Source organism: Maritimibacter fusiformis, from assembly GCF_008086115.1.
GTDB classification, from domain to species: domain Bacteria; phylum Pseudomonadota; class Alphaproteobacteria; order Rhodobacterales; family Rhodobacteraceae; genus Muriiphilus; species Muriiphilus fusiformis.
The window spans coordinates 1-25,618 of record NZ_VSIY01000017.1; the positions used below are offsets into that span (position 1 = coordinate 1).

A 25,618-nucleotide genomic window follows, 5' to 3' on the forward strand; every position below is an offset into this window, starting at 1 on the left:
CGAAGGGCTTTTCAGGGTTGCCGCTACTCTTCGAGCGACCTGCTGATACACTGCGTTGGCACCTTTGGCACGGCAAAGTGATGACCGCCGCGACAATCCTCAAGGTTCTTCAGATCGATTGCGATCGTCTGCACGCCGAAACCCGAGAATTACGAGAAGCGGCCAAGCGGGTCAAAGCCCGGTGCCAGGACCTCTATTCCTACCTTGCGAACAACTTCGACGCGCTCGTAGACTACGGCCATCGACACCGGAATGGCCTCGCAGTTTCGTCGTCCCGGGCAGAAGGCTGTGTTGATGACATCGGCAACACCCGCATGGGCAAGCGGCGGCGCATGAGATGGTCACCGCGGGGCGCGCAACGGGTTGCCGTCACTCGGGCCGCTGTCCTTGACAGAAGGCTAGGCGTCTCAAAGCGGGCCGCTTAACCACCAAGTTTTGCCCACTCCCAAACCGTCGGCGGCATGGCTCAAACCGTCTATCGCGGTGTCGAACGGGCGCGCTCCCGCTTCATTCTGACGATGGCCGCCAATAACCTGGCCCGACTGCCCAGATTGCTGGGAGCATGAGGCGGAAGCACGCCGCCACGTGGGCGCCTCAGACCCGTCGACAGGTGTGAAGATCACCAGACCGGCACCGTTGAAGGGACAGCGTTCCGGATCAGCGACTAATTCAGCAACCTGTTAAGGATGGAGTTGGGCTTTGCCACTTGCGACGTGGCGAAGCAGCGCTGACGGTGGATGATCGGCGGGATCGCCACCCATGCGGTAACCGACCGGAGCTTCGAGACCGATGCCAAGTTGTTCGCGGGCTGGCTCTGGCCGGCGAAGATGCCAAGCCTGCGCAATTCTCTGCATCGTCAGCACGAATGCCGCAGCTTCCGGCTATCTTCAATTTGCGACACGCCACATCCGATATCGCCCCTGCCCGGTCATCTCGCGGATCAGGCCGCTCGCTTCCATCCAGGCAAGGTTGCGCTGGACGGCGGTGCGGCTGGCCCCGGTCAGGGCCTCGGCCATTGGGGCAGAGACGAGGGGCCATTCGGTCAGCGCGGCGCGCAAGGCTGGGGGTGTCTTGCCCGAGAGCGGGACCATTGCAGCTTCTGCCCTTGCCGCCCATGCTTCGATATCGTCGAGGTGCCGCATTGCGGTCAGGCATGCGGTTTCCATCCCGTCGAGCCAGCGGGCGAGACGGTCAGTCGGCGAGCCACCGGCGCGTAGCCCCCCTGCCCCGCCCATGGCCAAAGGCGCAAAGATAGCGCCCCTGCCCTCGCTGGCCGCGATCCGCGTCGCCGTGACCGCCGCTTCCATCTGCTCGCCGTGCTGCCCAAGGCCAGCAAGGCTCCAGAGATGAAAGCCCATGCAGGCGCGGGCGATCGGGTGCAAATCGGCTGCTTGCGCCACCAAGTCCAGCCAGTCGCTCGCGCGATCCGCGAACGGTTCGACTTCATCATCCAGGTTCTTGGGATCACGGCGGTCAAGGAATGCGGAAAGGCCCATCTCGGGCCCCGGCCCACCCGTCAGCCGCCGCACCGCCCATCCGACACGTGCCAGCGCCGCCGCGTCGTCCTGGACACCGGACAGGCGTAGCGAGATCCAGAGCGCCAGCCGGTCCAGACCGATGTGATCACCCGCGAACCAACTCAGATTGGCCGCCTCGATAAGGGCGAGTCTGTGCCGCCAGCCCTCCGGACTCCGCTTCAGCCGCTCGTCCAGCGCAGCGAGTCTGCCTGCGACGCGGGCGAGCTTCGCGGCATGGCCCGCCTCAGCCTTCCGCCAGTCGTCGAGAACCGCGGTCTCGCGTGGTACTGCCCGTGGTCCGGGCGCCAGATCGTCGGGCTCCTCGTCCGCCGGGCCCGGCAGGAACCAGATGTCGCATTTTCTTCACCATTTCAGCACATGATTATTACGTGATTTCTGGATGATACGGGGTAAGCACACATCATTTTTCAGCTTAAGGCTTCAATTTTGGTTCCGTATTTCAGCAAGTGGCCGCCCTGTTGGCGCATGACCCAGCCGGTCTCGGAAGTTTCATATCGATGACGTCCGGCGAAGCGCATGCCTCGGATGAAGCGTGGGCCAAGGCGACGCGTACCGCGCGCGAGTTGGACCGGATTCTTGACGGAGCGGCGCCGGTGCGTGAGGCCGTGATGCGCGCGGCATCCGAGCTGCGGCTCTCGACACGCCAAGTCTACAACTATCTGGCGCGGTATCGGGAAGAGCGCAGGGTATCGTCCCTTCTGCCGCGAAGGAGTGGAACAAGACAACCAAGGATCAACCCCGCAGTCGAGAACATCATCGCGGTGACCCTGCGGGAGATGTGGTTGCGCCCGGAGCAGCCGGACCTTGCACCGATCGTTGAAGAGATCCGCACCCGCTGCGCAGAGGAAGGGCACACTCCACCCGCCTATGTCACTGTCGCCCGGCGGATCCCCATTCTGTTCGCCCCGGAAGAAATTGCCCGCCGCCGCCTGTCGGATGGTAAACACCTGCACCGGCTGAAGCCGCGACCGGGCTACATCCGGGCTAACCACGCGCTCGACGTTGTCCAGATCGATCACACGCCGGCAGACATCCAATTTGTTGAGGTGATTGATGACCACGGTGTCTTCGTTGGTCGTCCCTATCTGACCATCGCTGCAGATGTGGCCACGAGCGCGATCATCGGCTTCTGCCTGACCCTCGAGCGGCCGTCACGACTGTCTGTCGCGCTTTGTCTGGCGCACGCGATGTGCTGCAAGATTGACTGGCTGGCAGAACGCGGTATCGATCATGCTTGGCCGATGCACGGTCGCCCGAAGCAAATCGTCGTCGATTCCGCCAAGGAGTTCCAGAGCAGCACCTTCAGCAGAGGATGCGCGGACTATGGCATCGCCATACGCATGCGGAACAAGGGCACCGTGCATCGGGGCGGAGTCGTGGAACGCCTGCTTGGGAAAGTGAACACCGCGCTACGCGCCTTGCCCGGCAAGACGGGGCGTTCCATCGCGGATCGGGGCGACTATGCTTCGGAAGCGCGGGCACGGCTCAGCTTCGCGGATCTTGAACGCTGCATCGCGCTCGCGATCATCGACCACAACCTGAGCCAGAATGCGCGCAGGCTGACCGTTCCGGCGAAAGAGTGGGAAGATCGGTTCCAGCCGAAGGACCGGCCTATCGATGCGCCTGTCGATGTGCTGCTGAATTTCCTGCCACGCAAGACGCGGAAAATTTCACCTCAGGGCTTCAGTCTCTTCGCCATCGACTATTTCGAGCCCTGGCTTGGCCCGCTGGTTGCGCGTCGTGACCGGCTGGAGCCGCTCGATCTGTGCTATGATCCTCGCGACATCAGCCATGTCTACGTCAAGGATCCGGATACGCAGGCCTGGCGGCCGGTCAGGCGACGGGACGGACTGGCCGAGCCGATCACGCTTTGGCAGCACCAGGCGGATCGACAGCAGCGGCGTGAAATCCAGCGGCGCCCTGTGCAGGAGGCATCAGCCATCCGACGCGAAATCGCCGCAACTGTTGCCGCCGCCAAAACCCCCAAAAGCCGTTTGAAGGAGATGACCCGCGCCCGGCATGCCACCGAGGCAAAGAAGCCTTATGCCGACTTCGCTACGCCTTCCGCCTCGGCCCAGGCAAAGCTCGACCCGGATCGTCCGCGGCGGGTCTTCCCAATCGAGGATTGGTAAGGTGCCGGACCACCTCATGTCCGCCACCGTCCCACTCTTGCAGGCCGATGACGCAGTGCGGATCGCCCATGTGCGCGCGCCGCGCTGGATCAGCCATCCGGCGGCCGGCGCGGCGCATGACGCGATGCGACTGCTGCTTGAGCGACCGCCATCCCTGCGCCCACGCGGTTTGCTGCTTGCCGGTCCCTACCATAACGGCAAGACCATGATCGCCGAACGCTTCGCCGTCGAACATCTGCGTGTTGCCGAGCAGCAAAAGGTGTGGGTGATTCAGACCCGGGAAGGTGCAGGGCTGTCGCATTTCTATGCCAGCATCCTGTCCGGATTGCGCGCGCCACAAGCCGCTGGCTGGCGCAGCCTGGCCCGCGCCGGCGATCAGGTCGATCATCTTCTGGAGCGCCTGAAGCCGCGCCTTTTGATCTTCGACGAGTTCCACAGCGCGTTGCGCGGGCGGCGCGAGGATGTGAAGGCCATCTTCTCGTTCTTGCGGCGGATCGCACGAGTGCATGACATCTCACCCGTCCTTGTCGGCGAAATCGCGATCTACGATGCGGTGCATGACACGGACGAAATGGGCTCACGCTTCGATACGATCCCCATTCCACGCTGGGCGTATGACGAGGATTTCGCGACACTTCTGGACAGCCTTGAGGTAAGTCTGCCGCTAGCCAATGCCTCCGATCTGTCGCGCGAACCCTTGGCAAAGATCATCCACGATCTGTCAGAGGGGCTGATCGGCGAGGTTATCGAGATAGTCACCAGGGCGGCAGTTGCGGCAATCTCGCGCGGTGAGGACCGGATCACGGGCGCAACCCTGTCGGACCTTGGCTATGTGCCTCTCTCGAGGCGCCGCAATTCCGCTTTGCGTCACGAGATGACATGAGGTTTGGGCCGACCGGGATCTCCGTGACGCCTGCAGAGCGGTATGAAAGTGTGGCGGGAAACCGTTGGCCCATGAGCATTATGCCCGCACCAGGTGAACTTCTGTCGAGCTGGCTGCACCGCCTCGCTTACGCAAACGGCATACCTCCGCACTATTTTGGTGCGCTTCTCGGAGCGCCAGGTCAGAACTGGTCGGCACGTCTTGATCGAGCGATGCCAGATCGCATTCTGCAGTTTCTGGGAGAACATACCCACATACCCTTGGAAGACATCGCGGCTCTGACCATTGCTCCTGACCCCTTGGCCCGGTTGCGTTTGCCCCTGCGGGCATCGCCTCAGCAGAGTTGCGCACCAAAGACGCAGGCGACCTGGCTGCAATTCTGCCCGGCCTGTCTGGCGGAAGACGAAACGCCCTATTTTCGCCGAGGCTGGAGCCTGGCGACACGCGTTTCTTGCTTTCACCACGGTTGTCGGCTTCGAGACAGGTGCCCGTCTTGCGGGGGCGGATTGGCTCCGTTCAGCCAGAAGCGTCTTGTGCCGCATCAGATCTGCGCCCGGTGCGGCGCGGCCCTCTGCAAACGCACCCGTCCTGCCACCAATGGGGTTCGGCGTCTTGAGCGCCTGATCGACGATCTGCTTCGTTTGCATGCAGCAGGGCATCGAATGGCAGAGGGGCGATCACTCCCGGACCTTCTTGGATCAGCCTGCTTTCAATTTGGTAAACAGCGCATGTCCATCGCGCGCCTCCCTCATCGAGATCGCTATCATCTGCTTCGGCAATTGACGGAAGGGCGGTCGACGCCTTTCGGAACGCGAAGAAGTCCCGCGATCTCTTATTGGAAACGCGTCGTTCAGGCTGCGCCAGCTTGGAGCGGACTGGTCACATCTTTCAGCGTTGCCGTCCTGCCTCGGCCCAAAGCTGGGCCTTGCTCTACCACCGCTGGCCCGCATTTGGCGGATCTCGTTCAGGCGGCCGCGCGGCTCGATCAGCAGCGGCAAGCGCTGTAAAAATTCCCGGTGAGTTTCAGGCGCGCGCGGCCAGCCCGGCATCATTCAGCTGTTCAGCGTCTGGCAGGTCGCGCAAGCTCTCCAGCCCGAAAGCTGCGAGGAACGCGTCTGTGGTCACGAAGGTATAGGGGGCACCACGACGCGGCGCGCGCGGCCCAGTTCCAATCAGACCCTGCGCATGCAGCCTTCCGATCAGGTCCCGGTTGATCTCTTTGCCAAAGATGTCTTTGAGCCCATCGCGGGTGATCGGCTGGTGGTAGGCGATGGCCGCCAAAATCGCGACGTCGAACTCGTTCAGGTCCAGCAACTGGTCTCCGACATCCGCTGCGGCGCGGATCGCAGGCGCGTAAACAGGCCGCGTCCGGAACATCCACCCCCCTGCGACCATGGCAATCTCGAACGCCCGCCCTTCCAGATCAGCGGCAAGGTCTTCCAACAGCAGATCAACCGAAGTCCCCTGCCCCACTATGCGCGCCAGATCCTCGCGCGGTACAGGCGAGGCAGAGGCAAACAGCACCGCCTCGATCCGGCGCATCCATTCCCGCCAGCGCAACTCCGGTGGCAGGTCGAGCAACTCGCGATCAAGCTCAGCTTCTGGTCGATCCTTCGACTTCCTTTCTGGTCGCATGTCCGAACCGCGAAACCGGTTCCCACTTTCGCTGTCCATGCTCATGGCTACACCCCGTAGAGCCGGAATGTGTCGCGCCCGGTTAGCTCACGGACCGCGCCGAGATCGACAAGCCGGTCACAGAGCCGCCGCGCCGCGCGGTCCGGCAAAGGCAGGGCACTGGGCGCCACGGCGTCCTGCGTCAGGAATATTTTCACCGCCGCCCCTGCCCCCTTGGCCCGAAGCTTTGGTGCAACTCCTTTCAAAAGCGAAGCCCGACGCGCGAGATCGACAGCCAGACGCGCGGCCTCGACCGCGGATGCGGTCACTGCGCGATGACAGGCTAGGCGCAAATCGTCACCCCGCTTGCGCAGGTCTGTGCGTTTCAAACCCGCGGCCAGCAGCGGCACGACACGATCCCAACCAAGCGCCTGGGCGAGGGCGGCGTCCGCGAGGATCAACGCCGGGACTTTGGCACGGGGTGCCTCCGTCAGGACAGCATCCAGCGCTATCGCGGCACGGGTCACCGGCGCTCCCTTCCCCGTATCGAGCCATGTAGCAATCTGGCCCAACTCCAAGATCGGCAAGGCTCGGCCCAGAGCCTTGATCGACACCGGCCGCTCCACCGCGCGACGCCAGGCAAGGTAAGTTTCCCCCGCGGGACCAGGTAGATCGCCAGGGCGCAGAAGATGAATCGCGTCGCGCAGCTCTGGGGCTCTTTCCGGCCGACCAGAAAACCCGGCACATGCCTCGGCCGCTCGCAGCGCCAGCCGATCCCGCAACAAGGCTTTGGGGACCTCTTCGCGTCCCAACACAAGATGCAGGTGGTTCAGCGCCGCGCCCGATAAAAACGCCACATCTTCAAAGGCTTCAGGACGTGCCGAGGTGACCCATGCGGGCATCCGGGGTAGAGTGTCTGTGTCGATGGAGTGTTCCGGTCGGGCAAATGTCATGACTGAAGCCTAAACCATCGCGGCGCTTTGCTCCAGAAAATAGCACAGAAAACGCCTCGCTCTATCTTTTGCCATGATGTCCGATAATCTTGCATTATCAGACGTAACACTGATATGCTCGGAAACATGAGCAGTCTCACGAATAACGGCACCAGAATCGAGGATTCCGACGCGTCTGACGCAGAGATTTCGAGCTCAGCGTCCTATGACTCGCTGAACAGTGACGAACACGACGAGAGAACCTCTCGGGACCGAGCCTCAATCGCTCTGCCCGCTCATGTGGCCGGCTCCGGCGCGCTCGACCGGCTGATCGACACCGCGCGCGACTACGCCGAGGCCTCAACAGCTGAGAACACCAATAAGGCCTACTCGGCCGACTGGAAACACTTCACCCGTTGGTGCCGGTTGAAAGGGACGGATCCCCTGCCCCCCTCGCCCGAGATGGTCGGGCTCTATGTGGCGGACCTGGCCGCCGCGACTGGTAAGGCCCCTGCTCTCTCGGTCTCCACCATTGAGCGGCGCCTCTCCGGCCTCGCTTGGAACTACAGGCAGCGCGGGTTCACTCTTGATCGCAAGGACCGCCATGTCGCCACCGTTCTGGCCGGGATTAGGCGCAGACACGCGCGTCCGCCGGTTCAGAAGGAAGCGATCCTGCCCGATGACATCCAGGCCATGGTGGGCACCCTTCCCTATGATCTCCGCGGGCTTCGAGACCGGGCGACCTTACTTCTGGGCTATGCTGGAGGTCTCCGTCGCTCCGAGATCGTGAGCCTTGACGTGCACAAGGATGATACACCGGACTCCGGCGGTTGGATCGAGATTTTCGAAGATGGCGCTCTGCTGACGCTGAACGCCAAGACCGGGTGGCGCGAGGTCGAGGTCGGGCGCGGCTCAAGCGACCAGACCTGTCCTGTCCACGCACTTGAGCAATGGCTGTATTTTGCAAAGATCGACTTCGGGCCGGTCTTCGTGCGAACATCGCGGGATGGCAAACGTGCGCTCGAGGCCCGCCTTTCCGACAAGCACGTCGCACGGCTGATCAAAGCAACCGTTCTGAAGAGCGGCGTCAGATCCGATTTGCCGGAAGCCAAACGGCTGGCAATGTTCTCGGGGCATTCCTTGCGTGCCGGGCTCGCCTCGTCGGCAGAGGTTGATGAGCGTTATGTTCAAAAGCAACTCGGACATGCGTCGGCCGAGATGACCCGGCGCTACCAGCGCAGGCGCGACAGGTTCAGGGTGAACCTGACCAAAGCCGCAGGGCTGTGAAGCTCAGGAATCTTGACGCGTTGGTGAAGCGCTAAGATGAAATTCCAGCACTTCAGTTTCAGCTTACTGCTTCAATTGAAATCAGGAACTAAACGCGACAACCAGAGATCCTCGTCGTGAGCCTCTTCATCCTCCTCGAATGTGATGAGGGCGTCATCGAAATCATCAGTCAATGCAGACGGTTGCGGCTTCATATGTGCAAAATACTAATCTTTTGCACATTACCCAAGTGATTTTATGACGGTTGCCTTCGCTCTTTATATAGTATGCCCGCGCGACTGCTGGCGGAACCTCCCAGATCGCGCTCAGCGCAAGGAAACCAAGGGATTGTGCACCAGCACGACGAGAGAACACTTGCTTGCATTTGTTTATAAACGGTCGTTTATTGACGATATATTAAATTGCAAACGGCCCAGTTTCATGCCCCTGATTGGCTATGCGCGCGTCTCCACCGAGGATCAGACCCCCCTGCCCCAGTCTGAGGCACTGCAGTCTGCGGGATGCGCCGAGATCTTTGAAGAGCACGCCTCGGGCGGCAATCGCGCGCGGCCCGTGCTTGCACGTGTGCTGGAGCGGATTGGCAAGGGCGACACGCTGGTCGTCGTGCGGATCGACCGGCTTGCGCGGTCTTTGTCGCACTTGCTTGAGGTGATCGAAAGACTGGAGGGCAAGGGGGCGTTCTTCCGCTCGCTCCAGGACCCGATTGACACTGCCTCGCCCCAGGGCAAGTTCACGTTGCAGGTTCTGGGCGCTGCGGCTGAGTTCGAACGCGCTCTGATCCGCGAGCGTACCAAAGCCGGACTTGCCTCGGCACGCTCAAAGGGCCGCGTCGGCGGCAACCCAGGTCTTCGCGCCAAGGACCCTGAAGCGCTGCGCAAGGTGCGGTTGGCACGACAGGACGGCTACATGGAGCGCTTGCACGAAACAGCGCAGGATTGGGTGCCCCATGTACGCCGCCTGCGGCCGGATATGGCCTGGGAAGACGTGCTGCGTATCATCAATGCTCCCCTGCCCCACGACCGCCACTGGACCCAAAGCCGTTTGCTCCGCGCCGTGAAGGCATACGTGGGGGACGGATTCCTGCCCGCTGAAGTGCTTGGACGCGCTGGACGTCGCGAAACCGACGATCGCCTGCCTGCGATTGTCGCCGCAATCAAAGGTGCTGACCCCGAGATCACCTTGCAGGCAATCTGCGACCGACTCGAATCCATGCGTGAGCGCACCCCTCGCGGTCGAACCAGCTGGCAGCCTTCCTCAGTCAGAATGCTGCTGGAGCGTGCAGAGCGCCTCGGCCTTTTGTAGGCGCTAATGGTCGGCAAACCACCCTGTTCGCTCGGCCCAAATCTTCCAGAATCATCGCCTCAATTGGACGAAAACCACGTAAATATCCAACAATGCCTTGGGGTTAGTTCGCGCGAGCAGAAAATATCTCGAAGGATGTCGGTTTCGCCAGACACGGTTTTTATCGTTGGTAATCAATGCTTTATCTAGCGTAAGCCCTGCGCGACCAAATTGGTGCTGTGGATAACTTTTCCACTACATCTAGATTCTTCTTGCCGGACTCAGATGTTCGTGGCATCTCCATTCTGACGGTAAAACGCGTCAGACGTGGCTTCGACCGTCAGAACGACAAAGAGCCTTAGCAAAGGCCATGAGAGGCGGCAGAACATGGATGATCGAAATACGGGCTACGCGCAAGGCATAGGCTCTTCCGACATCGGAGCATTTGCAGACAGTCTTGCTGAGTCGCTTGACCGGCAGATGAAAGTTGCGTTCGAACCAGAAGAACGCAAGTCCTTGCGCCGCTTCAGCTCGACCGAGGTCGCCGAGTTGCTGCGCGTTAGTACGTCGAACCTGCGCAACCGCCACAAAGATGGCAGCTTCCCAGAAGTTCACACTGACGGTCGCGGTCATAGGTTCTACACGGCCGAAGAAGTTGACGACCTCCGCAACATTTTGGCGCGGACAGGCAAAAATGCTGACGCGTACAAACCTGGCCGCCGAGACGGTGACCGTCTTCAGGTCATTTCGGTCGTGAATTTCAAAGGCGGCAGCTCGAAGACAACAGCGACGATCCATTTGGCACACAGGTATGCCCTGCGTGGCTACCGCGTGCTTGTGCTGGACCTCGACCCGCAGGCCAGTTTGACGACATTTTTCGGCTTCCGGCCTGAGCTCGAATTCGCCGAAGGCGGCACAATCTACGACGCATTGAGATACGATGATCAGGTTCCGCTCTCGGAGGTCATCCAGAAAACATACTTCCACAAGCTCGACATGGTCCCGGCTGGCTTGATGTTGTCCGAGTACGAAACCGAGACAGCGAATGCCCTTGCGCGCAGGGTTCAGCCGATTTTTGCAGAGCGTCTTGCTCTGGCGCTAGAGGAAGTCGACTCAGACTATGACATCGTGCTGATCGATTGCCCTCCGCAGCTGGGCTTCCTGACATTGACAGCATTGGCAGCGTCCACGGGCTTACTTGTGACTGTCGTCCCCGGCATGCTCGACATCGCTTCGATGAGCCAGTTCCTCAAACTCGCTTCGGAAACGGTCAAAGCCGTCGAAGAGGCGATTGGACGACATGTCACTTGGGACTTCGTAAAGTTCCTGATCACACGCTACGAGCCGTCGGACGGACCACAAACGCAAATGGCCGGGTACCTACGTTCAATCCTTGCGGGCCAAGTCATGACTGAACCGATGCTGAAGTCGACAGCCATTTCTGACGCCGGCATGACTCAGCAAACCATCTATGAGGTAGACCCGAGCCAGCTCATTCGGAAGACCATTGATCGGGCTTTGACCAGCGTGAACAGCGTTGCCGATGAGCTGGAGCAGACAATCCAAATGGCATGGGGGCGTCGCTGATGGCTCGAAATATCTTCAACCAGCCACCGAAAGACGAGAAAGAGTCGGCAGCCCCCTCCCCTGCCCCGGTCAAATCCTCGAAGCTACCTGGCTCGGTTGGCGGATTGCGGGACTCTCTCCGGGAAATCACTGCCAACTCAATCCGAGATATCGAACCCGACCGGATCGATATGGATGGCCTCCGGGATCGCCTGATCCTGGAAGATAGTAGCATTGAAGATCTCGCCGAAAGCATTCGCAAGCATGGTCAGCAAGTGCCGATCATGGTTCGCCCCTCTGACCAACCGGATCGATACCGCATCATCTACGGGCGTCGCAGACTTGCAGCCATTCGAAGAGTTGGTGGAACCGTCAAAGCGATCGTTCGAACGCTCGATGATGATGCTTCTCTGATCGCGCAAGGTCAGGAAAACAACCTGCGGCTGGATCCGTCCTTCATTGAAAAATCTCTTTTTATCAAAGAGATGCAGGAGGCCGGTTACAAGCCTGGCGTCATTCAGGACGCCCTAGGCCTCACCCGGCAAGGTGTGTCGAACCATCGTGTAGTCATCGAGCAGCTGCCTGACGAACTTGTCCGGCTTATCGGCCCGGCTCATGGCGTAGGTCGACGCCAATGGGGTGATCTTGCTGCACTTTCAGAGAAGGTTCCGCTTGTCGACATTGCGCGTGAGACACTTGCCTCTCTGCCTGACACCACTCCAAGCTCGGACAAGTTTCAAGCCGTCTATGTTGCTTGCTCCAGCAAGGCGCGTGGCGCAGCCGACCAAAGCGCCCGTGGCCAAACGACCGTGGTAAAGGACAATAGTGGTAGCCCTGTCGGCACACTTTCAGTCGATGGCAAGTCGATCGCTATCAAGATCACCCGCAAGGACAACCCGGAATTCGGCCAATGGCTCGAAGATCGCGCGGAAACCACGCTGCGACAGCTTTTTGAACAATGGCAGAATGAGAGAGGCTCGGGGAGCTGATCCCCGGTCATAACCAAAAACACGAGCAGAGGAGAAAGGCGAAGACCAAAAAGAAAAGAGCCCCCCAAGGTTTCCCCCGGAGAGCCCTCATCATCTGATTAGCACCTGTGATGTAGCAATCTCCGACATACCGGTCAAGAGTCACCGATTCGGTGGACGTCATTTTGTTGCCTTTTCTCGCCAAGAACAGCGGGAAGAGCCGGGGAAGTTGTGGGCCGCAACGGTCGTCGTTCAACAAACATGGCATTCACAAAGCTTTCCGTTCAGACCTTTGGCGTCGGCAAGGGCACCCCCGCCACGTCAACACCTGAAACCGACATCTGGGCAGTCTTCCGCGCGCTCAGAGATACTCGCAGCCTGTTCGGTCTCCGTCCAGGACATGTTCAAACACTCCAAGCGATGCTGAGCTTTCTCAAGCCTGGGCATGGAGACACAGTCTTCGCTTCCAACGACGAGATCTGCCGTCGAGTTGGCGGGATCGATGAACGAACCCTCCGTAGGCACATCGATCGCTTTGTTGAACTCGGTTTCATGAAGCGCCACGACAGCCCAAATCGCAAGAGATACCGAGTGAAGTCCTCCGAAGGTCAGTCCATTAGCTATGGGTTGTCGCTGGCTCCGTTGCTCGCGCGTGCCGGCGAACTACTTGCGACAGCCCAAGCGATGGAAAACGCTCGTCGGGATCGCGTGTTTTTGCGAAAGCAAATCCTAACCAAACTTGCTCAGATCGACGAAGCTGACCCCGAGAACGAACTCACTCATCAGGTACGCCGAGTTCTTCGGAGGAAGCTCTCGATCGCGGAGTATCGTACTTTGCTCGGCGAACTGGAGGCTCAATGCAAACAGATGTCCACCGCGGTGGACGCACCAGAAACAATGAAACTGCCCGCCAATGACGGGCAAACTGTCCGCCACCACTCTAAGTCTAAAAAAGAACAAAAAGATTTAGAAAGGGGGACCAACAGCCAAACACCTCCCCTGCAAACGCTCACAACAGTTTGTGACCAGGCTACATCGTTCGCAACGAACTCACTTAGGAACTGGCACGATGTCGAAAGTCACGCGAGAACGCTCGCTCCAATGATGGGAATCCACGAAAGCACCTTCGAAAAGGCTGCTAAGAAGATAGGCTCTCAAAAAGCATCATGCGCCATCTTCATAATTCTCCAGATGAGCAATCGCATCCGAGACTTTGGAGCGTATTTCCACAGCATCACGCTCGGTCGCAGAGAAACTGACTTCAACCCATCACTGTTGTTGGAGAGGCTTTCTCGTTCTGGGACAGCAACTGCGTGATGTCCACCGCGGTGGACATGTCGAGAGGTAGAGATGGGCTGTGAAAGGGGTGACGGGAAGTGAGATCGGGAGAGTGGCTTCCGGCGCCCGTCGCGGAGAAGATCTGATGGCCAAATCTGCCCAGAAAGTCACCCTGTCCCCGTCCCGGGACATACCCTTCGACAAGCTCGTGCTGAGCCAGTCCAACGTCCGGCGCATCAAGGCCGGTATCTCGGTGGAGGAACTGGCCGAAGACATCGCCCGCCGTGGGTTGCTGCAGAGCCTGAGCGTTCGGCCCGTTCTGGCGGATGATGGGGCCGAGACCGGCAAGTTCGAAATCCCCGCTGGCGGCCGACGCTTCCAGGCCCTGTCTCTCCTGGTGAAGCAGAAACGCCTGGCCAAGACCACGCCCATTCCCTGCATCGTGCGGGATGCCAATTCCACCATCCTCGCCGAAGACGACTCGCTCGCTGAGAACATGCAGCGTGCAGCCCTGCATCCGCTCGACCAGTTCCGCGCCTTCGTGGCGTTGCGGGAGAAGGGTCAAGGCGATGAAGAGATCGCAGCCGCCTTCTTCGTCACGCCGCAGGTGGTGAAACAGCGCCTGAAACTCGCCGCCGTGGCCCCTGCCCTGCTTGAGCTCTATGCCGAGGACGAGATGACGCTGGAGCAGCTGATGGCCTTCACGGTCAATCCGGATCATGAGCGCCAGGTTCAGGTCTGGGAGGCGATCCGGTCATCCTGGAACAAGGAGCCCTATCAGATCCGGCGGATGCTGACGGAAACGTCGGTGCGCGCGTCTGACCGTCGGGCCGCCTTTGTCGGCGTCGAGGCGTACGAGGCTGCTGGCGGCACCATGTTGCACGACCTCTTCCAGGGCGACGACGGCGGTTGGCTGGAAGACCCGGCCCTGCTCGACCGACTGGTCAGCGAGAGGCTTCAGGCTGAAGCCGAAGCGATCGCGACCGAGGGCTGGAAGTGGATCGAGGTCTCTCTCGACTTGCCCTATGGCTACAGCCACGGCTTGCGTCGGCTCAATGGCGACCCGGCGCCGATGACAGATGACGAAGGCGCGGCCCATGCCAAACTGCTTGCCGAGTACCGGGCGCTCGAAGAGCAATACGAGGGACAGGATGAGTTCCCCGAAGAGATCGACGCACGTCTTGGCGAGCTGGAAGTCGCGATGGAGAAGCTCGAGGCCAGGCCGCTGATCTTCGACGCGGAGGAGATCGCGACGGCAGGGGCCTTCGTGACGCTTGATCGCTATGGCGAGCTTGCAGCTTATCGGGGCTTTGTCCGGCCCGAGGATGAACCTCGGCAAGATGCCGACGTCCACAGCGGTGAACAGGCGGCAGGCGGGCAGGGCGCTGAGCTTTCAGCGGGGAGTAATGTGGATGGTATCGGCCATGGCACGGTGATCACCTCTGCTGGTCAGGCGCTTGGCGCCAACGTGTCCGACGACGAGGACGATGGTGCGTTGAAGCCGTTGCCCGAGCGGCTGGTCATGGAGTTGACGGCGCACCGGACATTGGCACTGCGGGAAGCTGTCGGGCGTTCTCCCGACGTCGCCTTGACGCTGCTGCTCCTGAAGCTCGTCAACGACACTTTCCGGACATCCAGTTCGGCCGGCAGCTGCCTCGAGGCTTCGGTCCGTCACGTCTACATGTCGGCGCAGGCGAGCGATCTGAAGGACAGCGTGGTGGCCAAGTTGGTGGACGATCGCCATGCGGAGTGGGAGGCCGACTTGCCGCTCGGCGACGATGCCGCGCTCTGGGACTACCTGACCTCCCTTGATCAAGGGAGCCGGCTGTCGCTGCTCGCGCATTGCCTCAGCTTCGGGATCAACGCGCTCTATGAGAAGGTGAACCCCTATGGTGCCGGTATCTCCGCCAGCGGTTTGACCAAGCGGATGGCCCAGTCCGACTTGGTCGCACAGGCGGTCGATCTCGACATGGTCGAGGCGGGTTGGGAGCCGACGGTCGATACCTACCTGAACCGCGTGCCAAAGGTCCGGATCCTCGAGGCCGTACGTGAGGCTAAAGGGGAGGGGACGGCGCAACTCCTCGATCACCTGAAGAAGGGCGAGATGGCGACCGAAGCCGAGCGTCTGCTGAAAGGCAGCGGTTGGTTGCCAGAGGTTCTTCGCCGTCACGACCTGGTAGCACTCGACGGTGCGGAAGGGCAGGGGGTGCCTGAGCCCGTTTCCGACGCCAGTCAGACCGAGGATGTCGACCTTCCCGCCTTCCTCACCGCTGACCTGCCGGGTGATGATGCGTCGATGATGGCTGCCGAGTGATCCGCGCCATCCGAGGGCGGGGAAACCCGCCCTCAATTACATAAAATACAACAATATCAATAAGATGAATGCAAAATGACGCATTCAGGATGAGGAATCATGTCTGCAACCACCATTCTCGAAACCGCGCCCCTGGGCGCGCTCATTCGCTACACCGATAGCACAACGAAACCGCCCGCCCGGTTCACAAAGAAGCTCGCGGCCTGGGAACGCTCGAACGGCGTTGGACGTCTCGTCAAGAAGGAGCCGCCGCGACCCTATCCAACCTGGACGGCGCCGGCGTCGTTCACGCTGCACGAGGGGAACTTCTCCTCGGACGGGGTCATTCTTGTCACCATCATGCGAACGCATTCGGCTGACAGTGCGTTGACCTTCGAGGTAGCAGAGGAACCGAAGCCCGGACAGGTGCGCGTCCTGGTGGATTTTGGCGGCTGCACGGAACTGCTCCACCTGGCCGAGTCTGTCACGGCTGCCGAACTCTGGATCGCCAAAGAAGGCTATCGCAACGCGCGGCTGGAGATCGTCGGCAGCGAGGACGGCGATAGGGCAGGGGGCGCGGAGCTTGCCGCCTGAGCCCATGTAGAACCCAAGGGGCCCGCCAAAGCGCGGGCCTCTCACCCATCACGACCCTTTCCCGCGAAATCGCGGGGCACCATAGGATCCAATCCAACACGGAATGAGGTCTTCCTTGAAAAGCCTGCCCGGGAGGCTGGCAGCGATAGCATCAGCGGAACATACGGCTCCAGTCAGCGGTCGCACCATCCCCCGCTCGCCATTCCCTTCCTTGCCCCGAATCCTGTCTTCGAGATCAACCCGCGAGGGGTCGGACTACGGGCGAACCCGTGCCGCCGGGTGGATTCGGACGAGCCGAACGCACCCGGTGATGTCAGCCAGTCTTCGGGCCTGCGGGGTCCTGTCGCGCGGGGGATGGTCCTCCGCCTCCAAGACAGGAGCCAAACAGATGTCCCGCAAAGATGCACACGCCTTCGCCGCCTCCCTCGCCGCCACGCTCATGGTCTCGATCGTCGTCTTCCAGGCCGGTGATGGAACCTATGGCGCCGTCCCCGCCGATGAAATCGACGGGGACGAGGTCGTGATCGTCTCGGAATACGATCCCTTCGGGTGAGGCCTTGGCCTCACCTCCTTTGGGCCCCGTGCGCGGCGCAGGTGCGCCCCTTCTCCTATCACCGACAAAGAGATCGGCGATGCCGATCCTAAGAACGTCGGTATGCGACCCGGTGTGAACCGTGTTGCTCCCTGATCGCATTGCCTTCCATCGTGACCTCTCCATCGCGCGTGTTCCCTCCTATGTCGAGCGTTTGCGCGAAAACGACTGACCAAGCGACGGTGGAGACGGCTCAGTTGGTCTCAAGAAGGCGCGCGATCTCGGCCGCATTGGCCCGGATCCATGCCAAAAGGTCCCGGGTCGCGATGAGACCCGCCTCGACCTTGTGTTGTTCGTCCTCGAAGGGGCGCATCGGGTTCACGCCGGGCGTCCTGGCGCGAATGGAGAGGCTCTGCCCTGCGGTTTCCACTTGATAAGAGGTCCCCTGCAGCAGCGCGCTTGAACGCAACACCGCGACTCGATTTGCCTGCTTCGGGAACTGGACGTTAGTGTACTTCCAGGCTTCTTGTTTTCCAAATTCGTGCCGTAGCCTCATGTTGGGAAGCGCCGAGATATGCATTGCTTCGAAGATGCGTGTGGTCGCCTTGGGGCCATCAGTCGAAGGCCGAACTTTCAAATCGGGCAGGATTTCCGATGCCAACTGCTCGTAGGCGATCCCGAAGTCCTTCTTCTCGGCCACTGTGCTCGCCACCCAGCCACCCGACGCCCGTTTCCCGGCCAGGGCCTCCAGGAGTTCGATCCTCACTGATAGCCGCCGAGACAGCTCCCCTTCGTCGAGATCCACGAGCCGGCTTTCCAGGAAAGCGATGATCTCCTCGATCGTGACATCTGCCGCGAACGCGCCGTTGTGCTGTAAGCTTGGCATCTTGCCGGCCGGGGCGACGAGCACGGCGGCCGCCCTCTTAGGCCCCAGCTTGAGTAACTGCGCCTGGACCTCGCCGAAATATGACTCGGCCTGGCCGGTTTGGAAGTTGTCGGCGACCTTGCTCTCCAGTAGCACACAGGCTTGCTGATCGCCGCGGGAGAACCAGCCCAACTCTACATCGGTTTGCCGACCGTCGAGGCTGGCGCGGACAGGGCTCTTGCGCACGCGAATATCTCCGGTCTCCGGCGGCAGGAAATCAGCCGTGATGCGGCTCAGAAGCCAGTCGCGAAAGTCGTCGGAGGACGAAAGTTCTTCGACCAGAAAGTTGTCCAGGTCCCTCTCTCGGACGCTGTCCCGATATGCATTTTCGTTTAACATACAACCCTACCTATTCCCTCAATGAAGTGAGGTTTGCCCGGCCCGGCCATCCTGTCAAACGCCGAGGCATCGCTTGCTCATTTTCTCCGAGCAGTACGCTCCAGTCATTTCAAATATAGAGGGTTTCGGGAGGCTCGCTCCGGTGGACGATGGCCAGCAGGCGCGGGCAAGCGGCCAGTTGTGGCGCTGCCTTGGTCAGGTAAGACGCACAGAAACTGATAACCAGCAGTTCCCCGCGCGGATGTCAGAAAAGGGGCCATCGCGTCGCTAATTCCCTCAACGTATTGCTGCCTCACTTGCGATGTTGCCGACCACCAACGCCTTCACGAACCACCGCGGTTTGCGACGTCAGCCAGACCAGGTGGGTGCTGGATGCTCAGAATGCTGGTATCTCGCCGTTTCTGGCGAATGCGCTGTTTTCGTTTTGGAGCCGACAGTTTCGGCGAGGTAGTAGCCCTGGTTCTGGGCAAGAGCTTCATCTAAGGCGCGGGCTTCTGCCTTCTGCCAATCTTGATGGGTGGAGATCGCCTTGGCGACGTCCTCCTGAATTTTCGTCAGCTCGCCGAGCGACAGTGCCGCGAGATTGTAATCAGCCATTGGTGCGTGCCGGGTCTTGAATGTTCCGGTATCTATAGCATGTCGCGGCAGGGCCCTGCATTTCCTAGCAGGCAAGGGCAGTGCGACGAGAGCTGGTGATAGCCACTTTGGCCGCTGGTGGGGTGCTGGGCTTTGGGTCAAACAGTCAGATTGGCAAGGGGACATGGTCTGGCATGGGCTCCCCGCATCTCTCTGTCTCCTGGGCCATCCCTTCGACTGACAAACCCCTAATCCCGTTCGGTCTCCTGCGCGCAACCCCGCGTCAGTCCGGGCCGTGTTGGCCGCCGTTGGCGTCCTGCCCGCTCCACCCCGGTCCTCTGGGGGTGTCCGGTGTCCATGCTGTCCACCGTGCACGCGTCGCCCGACGGGCTTTTTCAGGGTCTTGTCGAAGGGACGGTCCCGAAGACAGGAAACACAGGAGCTTATCATGCAGAACATCGTCATCCTCGCCGGCAACATCGGTCAGACCCCCGAAGTCCGCACCACCCAGAGCGGCACCAAGATCACCAACTTCAGCCTCGCCACCTCGCGCCCCCGCCTCTCGGAAGGCCGTGTGATGCGCGACGAGAACGGCTACCGGGTCATGGACACCGAATGGCACCGTATCACCTGCTTCAACGGTCTCGGCAAGACGGTCGCTGAGCATTGCGAAAAGGGCATGAAGGTCCTCGTCCACGGTCGCATCCACTACACCAAGTGGATCGACAGCATGGGGAACGACCGCTACGGCTGCGAGATCATCGCCGAGAAGGTCGACTTCCTGAGCCGCCCGAAGTCGGCCGAGAACGAAAACCCCGAGCTGGTCGACCGCGACGATGAGATCCCGTTCTGAGGAACGGGGTCTCCCTCTCGGGCCTGGCGGGGCAACCCGCCGGGTTCGCCGTGCGCCGCAAGGCAGCTTCGAGTCCATTTTTGCCGCCGCCGCGAGCCTTGGATTTGCCCCGTAGGTTCCACTATTCCGGTCGCGCCACAGTGATCGCGTCTGACATGTTCGCGCCCTCAGCTCGTCGACTGTCTGCTTCGCTTCCTAACGCCGCCCACCAATTGCAGCGTCAAAGCCGCGAGCGAGGCCGAGAAGGCGAAGAAGGAAGATCCGCATGCGCGACAGAATTGCCCGGGGAAGATGCTCAAGCTAAGGGGAACGCTTGGGAACTTAGTAGCGGATACTCTCGGCCGTACATCCGCACTCTGGACGTGGCGCAAGATCTACAAACGAGAGTTCGTTGGTCAGGAAGTTGAATTCTCCCCGGCGGTTCCACATGGCTGGACGGAGCCTGTCAGACTTGACCGCAAGACGTAGGACTTCAGATGCCGCCAACGACGAGGTTATCCCAGTGAGCGGGGAGAGACTTCCCAGATTGCGCTTCGGGCGCCACAGTCTTCGCACACCTTGCAGAGACTCGTCTTCGAGTTCATCCAGTGTGATGCGCGAACAGTTGATGCACGCAGACACACCGGGACTGACCGTCATTCCAATCAGGCTCAGGTGAAGGTTGTACCCGCCTGCGATGACATATGGGACGCGTCGATCCTGACAGTATTCGTTGATCCATTCACTCGTGAGGTCCACCGACGGCTCGTCGGCGCAATTTACAATCACGTCTGGTCTTGCCTCGGAAAGCAAAGCGCGGAGTCCGTCTGCATCGCATACATTCTCTTTGACTCTCCGAACCCGAACCCGTTGTGATATCCGATGTAGGGCGGATGAGATGGCCTTGACCTTTGGTTGACCAATGTCCTCATGAAGGAAGATCGAGCGGTTAAGGTTGGACTCCTCCACTTGATCGCCGTCAATCACGGTGAAGTTTTCGAGGCCGGAATGAGCAAGCTGCACTGCGGTCCAGCTACCCACGGCACCACAGCCCAGAATGGCAACCCTTGTTGAGCGGAGCCTTTCGAAGGCAGCAAACAGTTCTGCGGCAGGAAAGTAGTCTCCAAGAAAATTCAGGACGCGGTAGTGCTCCGTGGCGTCAATAGTGTCTCGAACCGCCCTCGGTTCAACGGCGCACCGCTCGTGCAGAACTTCCATGAGATGCGATACCTGTGACACCGAAGCTCCGTGCACCTCGCAGATCTCCTCAAGGCGCTGGCTGCCATCAAGCCCCCTGATGACATCGGCGATTTCTGATCTCAGCCGAAATCGCATGGATCTGCGCGTAGAAGACTGAAATAACTCAAAGATCCCATCGCCGACCGGAATCAAGGAGACGGACGGTCGCAATAACCAACGTGAGCCGGGTGAGAATTCAATCTGCACGTGCCTGCAGCCTTTCAAAGTCGCCGCAGGTCGGGCATTCAGGATTTCTTTCTACCTTGAAACTGTCGATACTGTATTGATCGAACAGGAACTCACCTCGGCCTTGCTCGACGTCCCCACCATTTTCCGAAAGGAGCCGAACGATCTTCAGGACCGCGGCCGAGGCGGCAAATGCCGACAACGACGGCAGGCCACCGAAGCCTCGACGGCGATCAACGACGGGATGGGAGATTGGTTTCCAACCGCGCAATGTCTCTTCAAAGTGTATTGCATAGCAGTCGGAGCAAGGTGTTTGGCCGGGAACAATCATCTCGCTGAGACTTGCGAGGTGAGCGTCAAAACCACCAGCAACCAGCAGGGGCAGACCCTTCTCCACACAGTATCTCGATAGCTTTATGCTTGTCGCGCCTATGTATGGCTCGTCCGCAGTGTTTATGATCAGGTCTGTATCCGCTCCGATGAGTTCTTCGACGTTCGTTTCTATGTCGAGGGGGGATTGTATGGCGCGTGTTTCTGGCTCGAGCGCTTGGCTATGAACGAATCTCTCGGCAACCAAAGCCTTTGGTTCGCCGATCAGTCGGTGATCGAAAATTGCATTTCGTGTGCGATCGGCGGGCTTCAATGTCTTTGGATCAACAAGGATGAAGCGCTGGAAGCCGATCTGAACAAGCTCTCTGAGAATCCAACTGCCGACCGCGCCAATACCAATCAGTGCGATCCTGCAGTTCATTATTCTCTTTAGGAGGGCCGTGGCCGCAGCTTCGGACTCTTCAATGTCGAGAAAGAAATTCAGCTGTCGAGAATAACGCTCAACTTGTTCGGGGCAGAACGCATTATGCATCCAATCCTTCCGGACAAGGATCCCCTTTCCATAAAGATATTGAATGAAGTCAACAAATGACGAAGGGTGCTTGCTGTCCAGCCTGGATGCCTGTGCTTCATACCGTGCATCCAGCTCCATGACTGACGCGGAGCCGTCTAGCCACTCGAGGCACTCAATCAAAAGCGGCGTCACCTTGAGGCGTAGCCGCTTCCTCGTGGACAGAAAGACGAAGTGAACGACGTCATCTGGGGAAATATAGACATCCACCCCGTCCCTGAGCCAGAGACGAAGCGATCCGAATTGGTCATCGTCACCGCAGATCAATACTGGATCTGACCGCCTCGTACATCGAGAAACTTGGCCCAGTCTTCATCGCTCGCGACAAATGTCGCGTCCGCGCTGCAGGTGCGCGTGCAGCAGTCGGAGCGCCCGCCAGAACATTCCTTCGTGTACGCGGCTGCGTTCGTCATGCCCTCGGACGCTTCGATTTCCTCAAAGCCATGGTTTTCAAAGGTGTACTTGCTCGTCATTAAAGGCACTCCAGACCCGGATCCTATTATTTCCATGATGTTACGTTTGACAGATGTTTCGGTCAACTCGCAACCGGGGGTGAGGTCAAAGATGATGGGATACAAAGCGGGAAACAAGGTCTGGCTTGTCCGCATTGCCGCCATGCGCGCTCCGGGTGAAGAGCGAGAGGAGTGCCGGTTTCCCGGTGACAGGTTGATGGCTGGGAGAGTGGCTCCCGGCGCTTGTCACGGAGGAATGCCTATGGGTGTTGTGGAAGTACTGGATCCGGTTCAGCCGGCGCGGGCTGGTGGCTGGAAAGTGGATGTAAGCCGGGGCGAGCGGAACGGGCGGGTGTCGTCCGAATGGTTCAACCGGCCGGATGACGAGCGGTACCTGTCGCTTGACGATCTCTGGGCTAATGTGAAGGGTCGCTCTGAGCGCAGCCGCAGCCGGGTGGTTCAGACAGCCGACATCCGTGTCGAGGCAACGCGCGACAGCTCCGAGCGATTGCACCTGGTCTTGCCGAAGGGGGATGAACCGGTTGCACCCACCCATTGGGCCTTCGGCCAGCTCGCCAGCATTGTCGGCGCTCCGGCCTCTTACCTACGGCAGCTGCCCGCGCCTCTGGCGGGGATCAACCTGCAATACGGTTTGACCAACCACCGCGCCGAGCAGGTGAAGACTTTCGAGACGGAAGACGGCCGGACCGAACTGCGCGCCGTGACCGGCCCCGACTATGGCCGCATCCATGACTTCGAACTTGTCGAGGCGGTGCAGCGCATCGCGGGCAATGGCACGGGTGACACACGCTGGAAGGTGCCGGGTGTGCTCGACTGGTCGACCGGGGTCTACAATCCCGATGTCGAGATCAGCCGCGACACGACCACGCTCTACGCCTCAGACCGCGATGTCTTCTTGTTCCTGGTCGACGATCGCAATCCGATTGAAGCGGGCAAGCTGGCGGACGGCTCGCCCGACCTCTACTTCCGGGGATTCTACTGCTGGAACTCCGAGGTGGGGGCAAAGACCCTCGGCATGGCGAGCTTCTACTTGCGGGCGGTGTGCCAGAACCGGAACCTGTGGGGCGTCGAGGATTTCCAGGAGATCAAGATCCGCCACTCGAAATACGCCGCCTCGCGCTTTGCACATGAGGCGGCACCCGCGTTGACGCGCTTCGCCAATTCCTCGCCCCAGGGGTTCGTGAACGGCATCAAAGCGGCGCGGCAACAGATCGTGGCGCGCAGCGACGAAGATCGTGCGAATTTCCTGCGCAAGCGCGGCTTCTCGAAGACCGAATCCGGCAAGATCATCGAGAAGGTATTGATGGAAGAGGGCCGCCCGCCCGAAAGCATCTTCGACTTCGTGCAGGGCATCACGCGGCTTGCGCGCGACAAGACCCAGCAGGATGCGCGGCTCGACATGGAAGGGCGCGCCAAGAAGCTCCTCGACCGCGTTGGTTGAGGTGGCGACCGGAGGCGATATCGCCTCCGGTCTCGTTCCTGTTTCATCGATCTGCTACTGTGCCCGACACGTTTAGGTGTTGGAAGTACGCGCATGGAAGAAATTGATTGGTCAGATCGTGCATTTTATGATGACGGTGAATGGGTTACCTGGTCGGAAATCGACGAGCAGCTTCGCTACAAGGAGTGGGGCGCTAAATACCCGAACGCGATCCGGTCTATGATCCCATATTTTGAGGATCTCCTGTCCCTCGCGGAAAGCTATCACCTCGAGACCGGCCTTCACCTCTCTGTCTACGGCGATATCGGTGAGCTGTTTGGTGCTATCACGTACGGTATCAAGTTGAACAAGACCTATGCCCAGGGTGCTGACGGAAGACTTGGCAATGATCATGTCGAGGTCAAGACCATTACGCCATTCAAGACAAAGGATGTGGTTGTGGTCGATACCAATGGGCATTTCAACAAGCTCTTGGTTGTAAAGATCAACGAGGATTTTCAGGTCTCGGGTCGGATGATCGACCGAAAAGATCTCCCAAAGCGCGAAGGGCGCTACTTGCGGGTTCGATGGAGCGATTTACCAACGCCGAAATGATCGACCCGATCAGCGACAGAGAGCCCGAGGGGGGCGGTTTGGTCTTTGACGGTTTGAAGCGGGGAGAGAGGCTCTCTGCACCGTCGGAGATATGCCGATGTTCGACCTTCCTCTCCAAACTCAGCCGGAAACGCAGAAAACAGGTTTGCCGCCGAGCCTCCTGACCGTTTTTGCAGATCAAGACTTGCCGTTCGCACTCACGACGGCTTGCCGTGCGCCCGCGGCTCTCATGTCCGGGCAGGCACACCCCAAGGTACTGGAGCGGTTTGCCACGCTGGCCGAGGCCATGCAGGGAGCAATCGTTCACGCCGAAGATATCACACCTGAAGACGCGCCGCGCATCCTGGCAATCCTCGATCGGGAGGGCCGCCTCGTTCTGGCCGGGGCTACCAATGATGGCGGGGTCGCATGGTGCCACCCGGTCTCGGATGCCGCCGAAGCCCGCGCCGTCGTGTCCGAGGCCAGCCAGACCCGCGCGCATGCCATACGAGCGGCCGAGTGGCATGAACATGGCCTCGCGCGACGGCTGCGGCACCACGCCGACGTTCTCGATGCCCGTCTTGTCGATCCGCTCTGGCGTGTCTTCGCGTCTCGCGCACTGCAGATCGCGGCGTGACGCCCGAGAGTCAGAGAAGGGCAGGGGAGGATGTGAGCCTAGGAGGACGAGAGAGAGCCTCGGGGTTCAGATCCTTTCGCTCATTTCGGAGTTTCCAATGTCCAAGATCGAACCCACCCTGGCCGCGCCGATGGCGCCGTCCAAGATTGATTTCGCCGCCGTGCTGGCTCGGCAGTCCGAGCGTGACGCGCGCATCGCAGCTTTGCGTCCGGCCAACAAGGAGCGCCTCTTCGATGGCCTGACTGCCGCGGGCATCACCCATGTGACCGTGAGCTTTGACGGCTATGGCGATAGCGGCCAGGTTGAAAGCATCGCAGCCTACGCTGGCGACGCCGAAGTCACTTTCCCCAAGACCCAGATCGCCTATGCCGCATTGACCTGGGACGATCCGGAGGTCGAGATGCGGGCGCTTTCGCTCGAAGATGTCGTGGAGCAACTGGCCTACGACTTGCTCTCCGACACCCATGGCGGTTGGGAAAACAACGACGGGGCTTACGGCGAATTCTGCTTCGACGCGAGCGCTCGCTGCATCCACCTCGAGTTCAACGAGCGCTTCACCTCGTCCGAACTCACCACCCACGATTTCTGAGGGGGCGGC

General features: G+C 60.2%; 24 protein-coding genes and 2 pseudogenes. 18 read left to right on the plus strand and 8 right to left on the minus strand.

All coding sequences use genetic code 11. From position 1 onward, the window contains the following. A pseudogene (locus tag FVF75_RS17020) lies at nt 1–425 on the plus strand (ISKra4 family transposase); the annotation flags it as partial. Between the two features lie 9 nt (nt 426–434). After that, nucleotides 435–566: pseudogene (locus tag FVF75_RS17025) on the plus strand (IS5/IS1182 family transposase); the annotation flags it as partial. A gap of 321 nt (nt 567–887) precedes the next feature. Here the strand turns inward: FVF75_RS17025 and FVF75_RS17030 are convergent. Next, on the minus strand, nt 888–1,868 hold the full coding sequence (locus FVF75_RS17030; protein ID WP_148380003.1) for a hypothetical protein: 981 nt from the start codon (nt 1,866–1,868) through the stop codon (nt 888–890). Nucleotides 1,869–2,035: 167 nt separating this feature from the next. On the opposite strand from FVF75_RS17030, the gene FVF75_RS17035 reads away from it, so the two are divergent. From FVF75_RS17035 to FVF75_RS17945, 3 genes are all read left to right on the plus strand, one after another. Continuing rightward, entirely contained in the window at nt 2,036–3,670 is a 1,635-nt protein-coding gene (locus FVF75_RS17035) for a Mu transposase C-terminal domain-containing protein (protein ID WP_067627162.1), read from the plus strand. A 16-nt stretch (nt 3,671–3,686) separates the two neighbouring features. Further along, nucleotides 3,687–4,553: a TniB family NTP-binding protein gene (locus FVF75_RS17040; RefSeq protein WP_009573528.1), complete on the plus strand. Its 867-nt coding sequence runs from the start codon at nt 3,687–3,689 to the stop codon at nt 4,551–4,553. An 80-nt stretch (nt 4,554–4,633) separates the two neighbouring features. Further along, nucleotides 4,634–5,560 carry a TniQ family protein gene (locus tag FVF75_RS17945; protein ID WP_425463241.1) on the plus strand — a complete coding sequence of 309 codons (927 nt, stop codon included), beginning with the start codon at nt 4,634–4,636 and terminating at the stop codon, nt 5,558–5,560. Nucleotides 5,561–5,576: 16 nt separating this feature from the next. Here FVF75_RS17945 and scpB read toward each other — a convergent pair whose 3' ends face one another. Further along, nucleotides 5,577–6,188, minus strand: coding sequence for an SMC-Scp complex subunit ScpB (gene scpB, locus FVF75_RS17050; protein WP_148380060.1), 612 nt, complete (start codon nt 6,186–6,188; stop codon nt 5,577–5,579). 47 nt (nt 6,189–6,235) lie between these two features. Continuing rightward, nucleotides 6,236–7,120, minus strand: a complete 885-nt coding sequence (locus FVF75_RS17055) for a DUF1403 family protein (protein WP_148380005.1) — start codon at nt 7,118–7,120, stop codon at nt 6,236–6,238. Nucleotides 7,121–7,246: 126 nt separating this feature from the next. Here FVF75_RS17055 and FVF75_RS17060 point away from each other — a divergent pair, with 126 nt between their 5' ends. From FVF75_RS17060 to FVF75_RS17635, 8 genes are all read left to right on the plus strand, one after another. After that, complete coding sequence (locus FVF75_RS17060) at nt 7,247–8,386, plus strand: tyrosine-type recombinase/integrase (protein WP_043939875.1); 1,140 nt, start codon at nt 7,247–7,249, stop codon at nt 8,384–8,386. Between the two features lie 420 nt (nt 8,387–8,806). Further along, on the plus strand, nt 8,807–9,688 hold the full coding sequence (locus tag FVF75_RS17065) for a recombinase family protein (protein ID WP_148380006.1): 882 nt from the start codon (nt 8,807–8,809) through the stop codon (nt 9,686–9,688). A 366-nt stretch (nt 9,689–10,054) separates the two neighbouring features. After that, nucleotides 10,055–11,254, plus strand: a complete 1,200-nt coding sequence (repA, locus tag FVF75_RS17070; protein ID WP_148380007.1) for a plasmid partitioning protein RepA — start codon at nt 10,055–10,057, stop codon at nt 11,252–11,254. Next, nucleotides 11,239–12,222: a plasmid partitioning protein RepB gene (gene repB / locus FVF75_RS17075; protein ID WP_148380008.1), complete on the plus strand. Its 984-nt coding sequence runs from the start codon at nt 11,239–11,241 to the stop codon at nt 12,220–12,222. The genes repA and repB overlap by 16 nt, the downstream gene beginning before the upstream one ends. A 240-nt stretch (nt 12,223–12,462) precedes the next feature. Then, complete coding sequence (gene repC / locus FVF75_RS17080) at nt 12,463–13,518, plus strand: plasmid replication protein RepC (RefSeq protein WP_148380009.1); 1,056 nt, start codon at nt 12,463–12,465, stop codon at nt 13,516–13,518. 106 nt (nt 13,519–13,624) lie between these two features. After that, nucleotides 13,625–15,793, plus strand: coding sequence for a ParB/RepB/Spo0J family partition protein (locus FVF75_RS17085; RefSeq protein WP_148380010.1), 2,169 nt, complete (start codon nt 13,625–13,627; stop codon nt 15,791–15,793). Between the two features lie 99 nt (nt 15,794–15,892). Further along, nucleotides 15,893–16,366 carry a hypothetical protein gene (locus FVF75_RS17090; protein ID WP_148380011.1) on the plus strand — a complete coding sequence of 158 codons (474 nt, stop codon included), beginning with the start codon at nt 15,893–15,895 and terminating at the stop codon, nt 16,364–16,366. A 388-nt stretch (nt 16,367–16,754) separates the two neighbouring features. Next, nucleotides 16,755–16,919 (plus strand): hypothetical protein, encoded by a 165-nt coding sequence (locus tag FVF75_RS17635; protein WP_009574204.1) that lies wholly within the window; start codon nt 16,755–16,757, stop codon nt 16,917–16,919. A 232-nt stretch (nt 16,920–17,151) separates the two neighbouring features. Here the strand turns inward: FVF75_RS17635 and FVF75_RS17095 are convergent, their stop codons facing one another. Both FVF75_RS17095 and FVF75_RS17100 read right to left on the minus strand, forming a co-directional pair. Then, nucleotides 17,152–18,162 (minus strand): hypothetical protein, encoded by a 1,011-nt coding sequence (locus tag FVF75_RS17095; RefSeq protein WP_148380012.1) that lies wholly within the window; start codon nt 18,160–18,162, stop codon nt 17,152–17,154. 348 nt (nt 18,163–18,510) lie between these two features. After that, nucleotides 18,511–18,759 carry an H-NS family nucleoid-associated regulatory protein gene (locus FVF75_RS17100; protein ID WP_148380013.1) on the minus strand — a complete coding sequence of 83 codons (249 nt, stop codon included), beginning with the start codon at nt 18,757–18,759 and terminating at the stop codon, nt 18,511–18,513. A gap of 427 nt (nt 18,760–19,186) precedes the next feature. Here FVF75_RS17100 and FVF75_RS17105 point away from each other — a divergent pair, with 427 nt between their 5' ends. Then, on the plus strand, nt 19,187–19,591 hold the full coding sequence (locus FVF75_RS17105) for a single-stranded DNA-binding protein (RefSeq protein ID WP_008335991.1): 405 nt from the start codon (nt 19,187–19,189) through the stop codon (nt 19,589–19,591). A gap of 321 nt (nt 19,592–19,912) precedes the next feature. Here FVF75_RS17105 and FVF75_RS17110 read toward each other — a convergent pair whose 3' ends face one another. The 3 genes from FVF75_RS17110 to FVF75_RS17120 all read right to left on the minus strand — a co-directional run bounded on the left by FVF75_RS17110 (nt 19,913) and on the right by FVF75_RS17120 (nt 22,369). Continuing rightward, complete coding sequence (locus FVF75_RS17110; protein ID WP_148380014.1) at nt 19,913–21,016, minus strand: HesA/MoeB/ThiF family protein; 1,104 nt, start codon at nt 21,014–21,016, stop codon at nt 19,913–19,915. Beyond that, the gene (locus tag FVF75_RS17115; RefSeq protein ID WP_144435637.1) at nt 21,006–21,977 is read right to left on the minus strand and encodes a HesA/MoeB/ThiF family protein; all 972 of its coding nucleotides are present in this window, start codon (nt 21,975–21,977) and stop codon (nt 21,006–21,008) included. The genes FVF75_RS17110 and FVF75_RS17115 overlap by 11 nt, the downstream gene beginning before the upstream one ends. Before the next feature lie 182 nt (nt 21,978–22,159). Beyond that, nucleotides 22,160–22,369 (minus strand): hypothetical protein, encoded by a 210-nt coding sequence (locus FVF75_RS17120; protein WP_112324410.1) that lies wholly within the window; start codon nt 22,367–22,369, stop codon nt 22,160–22,162. Nucleotides 22,370–22,610: 241 nt separating this feature from the next. Here FVF75_RS17120 and FVF75_RS17125 point away from each other — a divergent pair, with 241 nt between their 5' ends. The 4 genes from FVF75_RS17125 (at nt 22,611) to FVF75_RS17140 (ending at nt 25,609) form a co-directional block, all read left to right on the plus strand. Beyond that, nucleotides 22,611–23,810: a DUF932 domain-containing protein gene (locus tag FVF75_RS17125; RefSeq protein WP_148380015.1), complete on the plus strand. Its 1,200-nt coding sequence runs from the start codon at nt 22,611–22,613 to the stop codon at nt 23,808–23,810. A gap of 93 nt (nt 23,811–23,903) precedes the next feature. Next, nucleotides 23,904–24,404: a hypothetical protein gene (locus FVF75_RS17130; RefSeq protein ID WP_038147453.1), complete on the plus strand. Its 501-nt coding sequence runs from the start codon at nt 23,904–23,906 to the stop codon at nt 24,402–24,404. Between the two features lie 97 nt (nt 24,405–24,501). Continuing rightward, nucleotides 24,502–25,020, plus strand: a complete 519-nt coding sequence (locus tag FVF75_RS17135; protein ID WP_148380016.1) for a DNA repair protein RadC — start codon at nt 24,502–24,504, stop codon at nt 25,018–25,020. Between the two features lie 97 nt (nt 25,021–25,117). Then, nucleotides 25,118–25,609 carry a DUF6878 family protein gene (locus tag FVF75_RS17140; protein ID WP_148380017.1) on the plus strand — a complete coding sequence of 164 codons (492 nt, stop codon included), beginning with the start codon at nt 25,118–25,120 and terminating at the stop codon, nt 25,607–25,609. Nucleotides 25,610–25,618 lie beyond the last annotated feature (9 nt).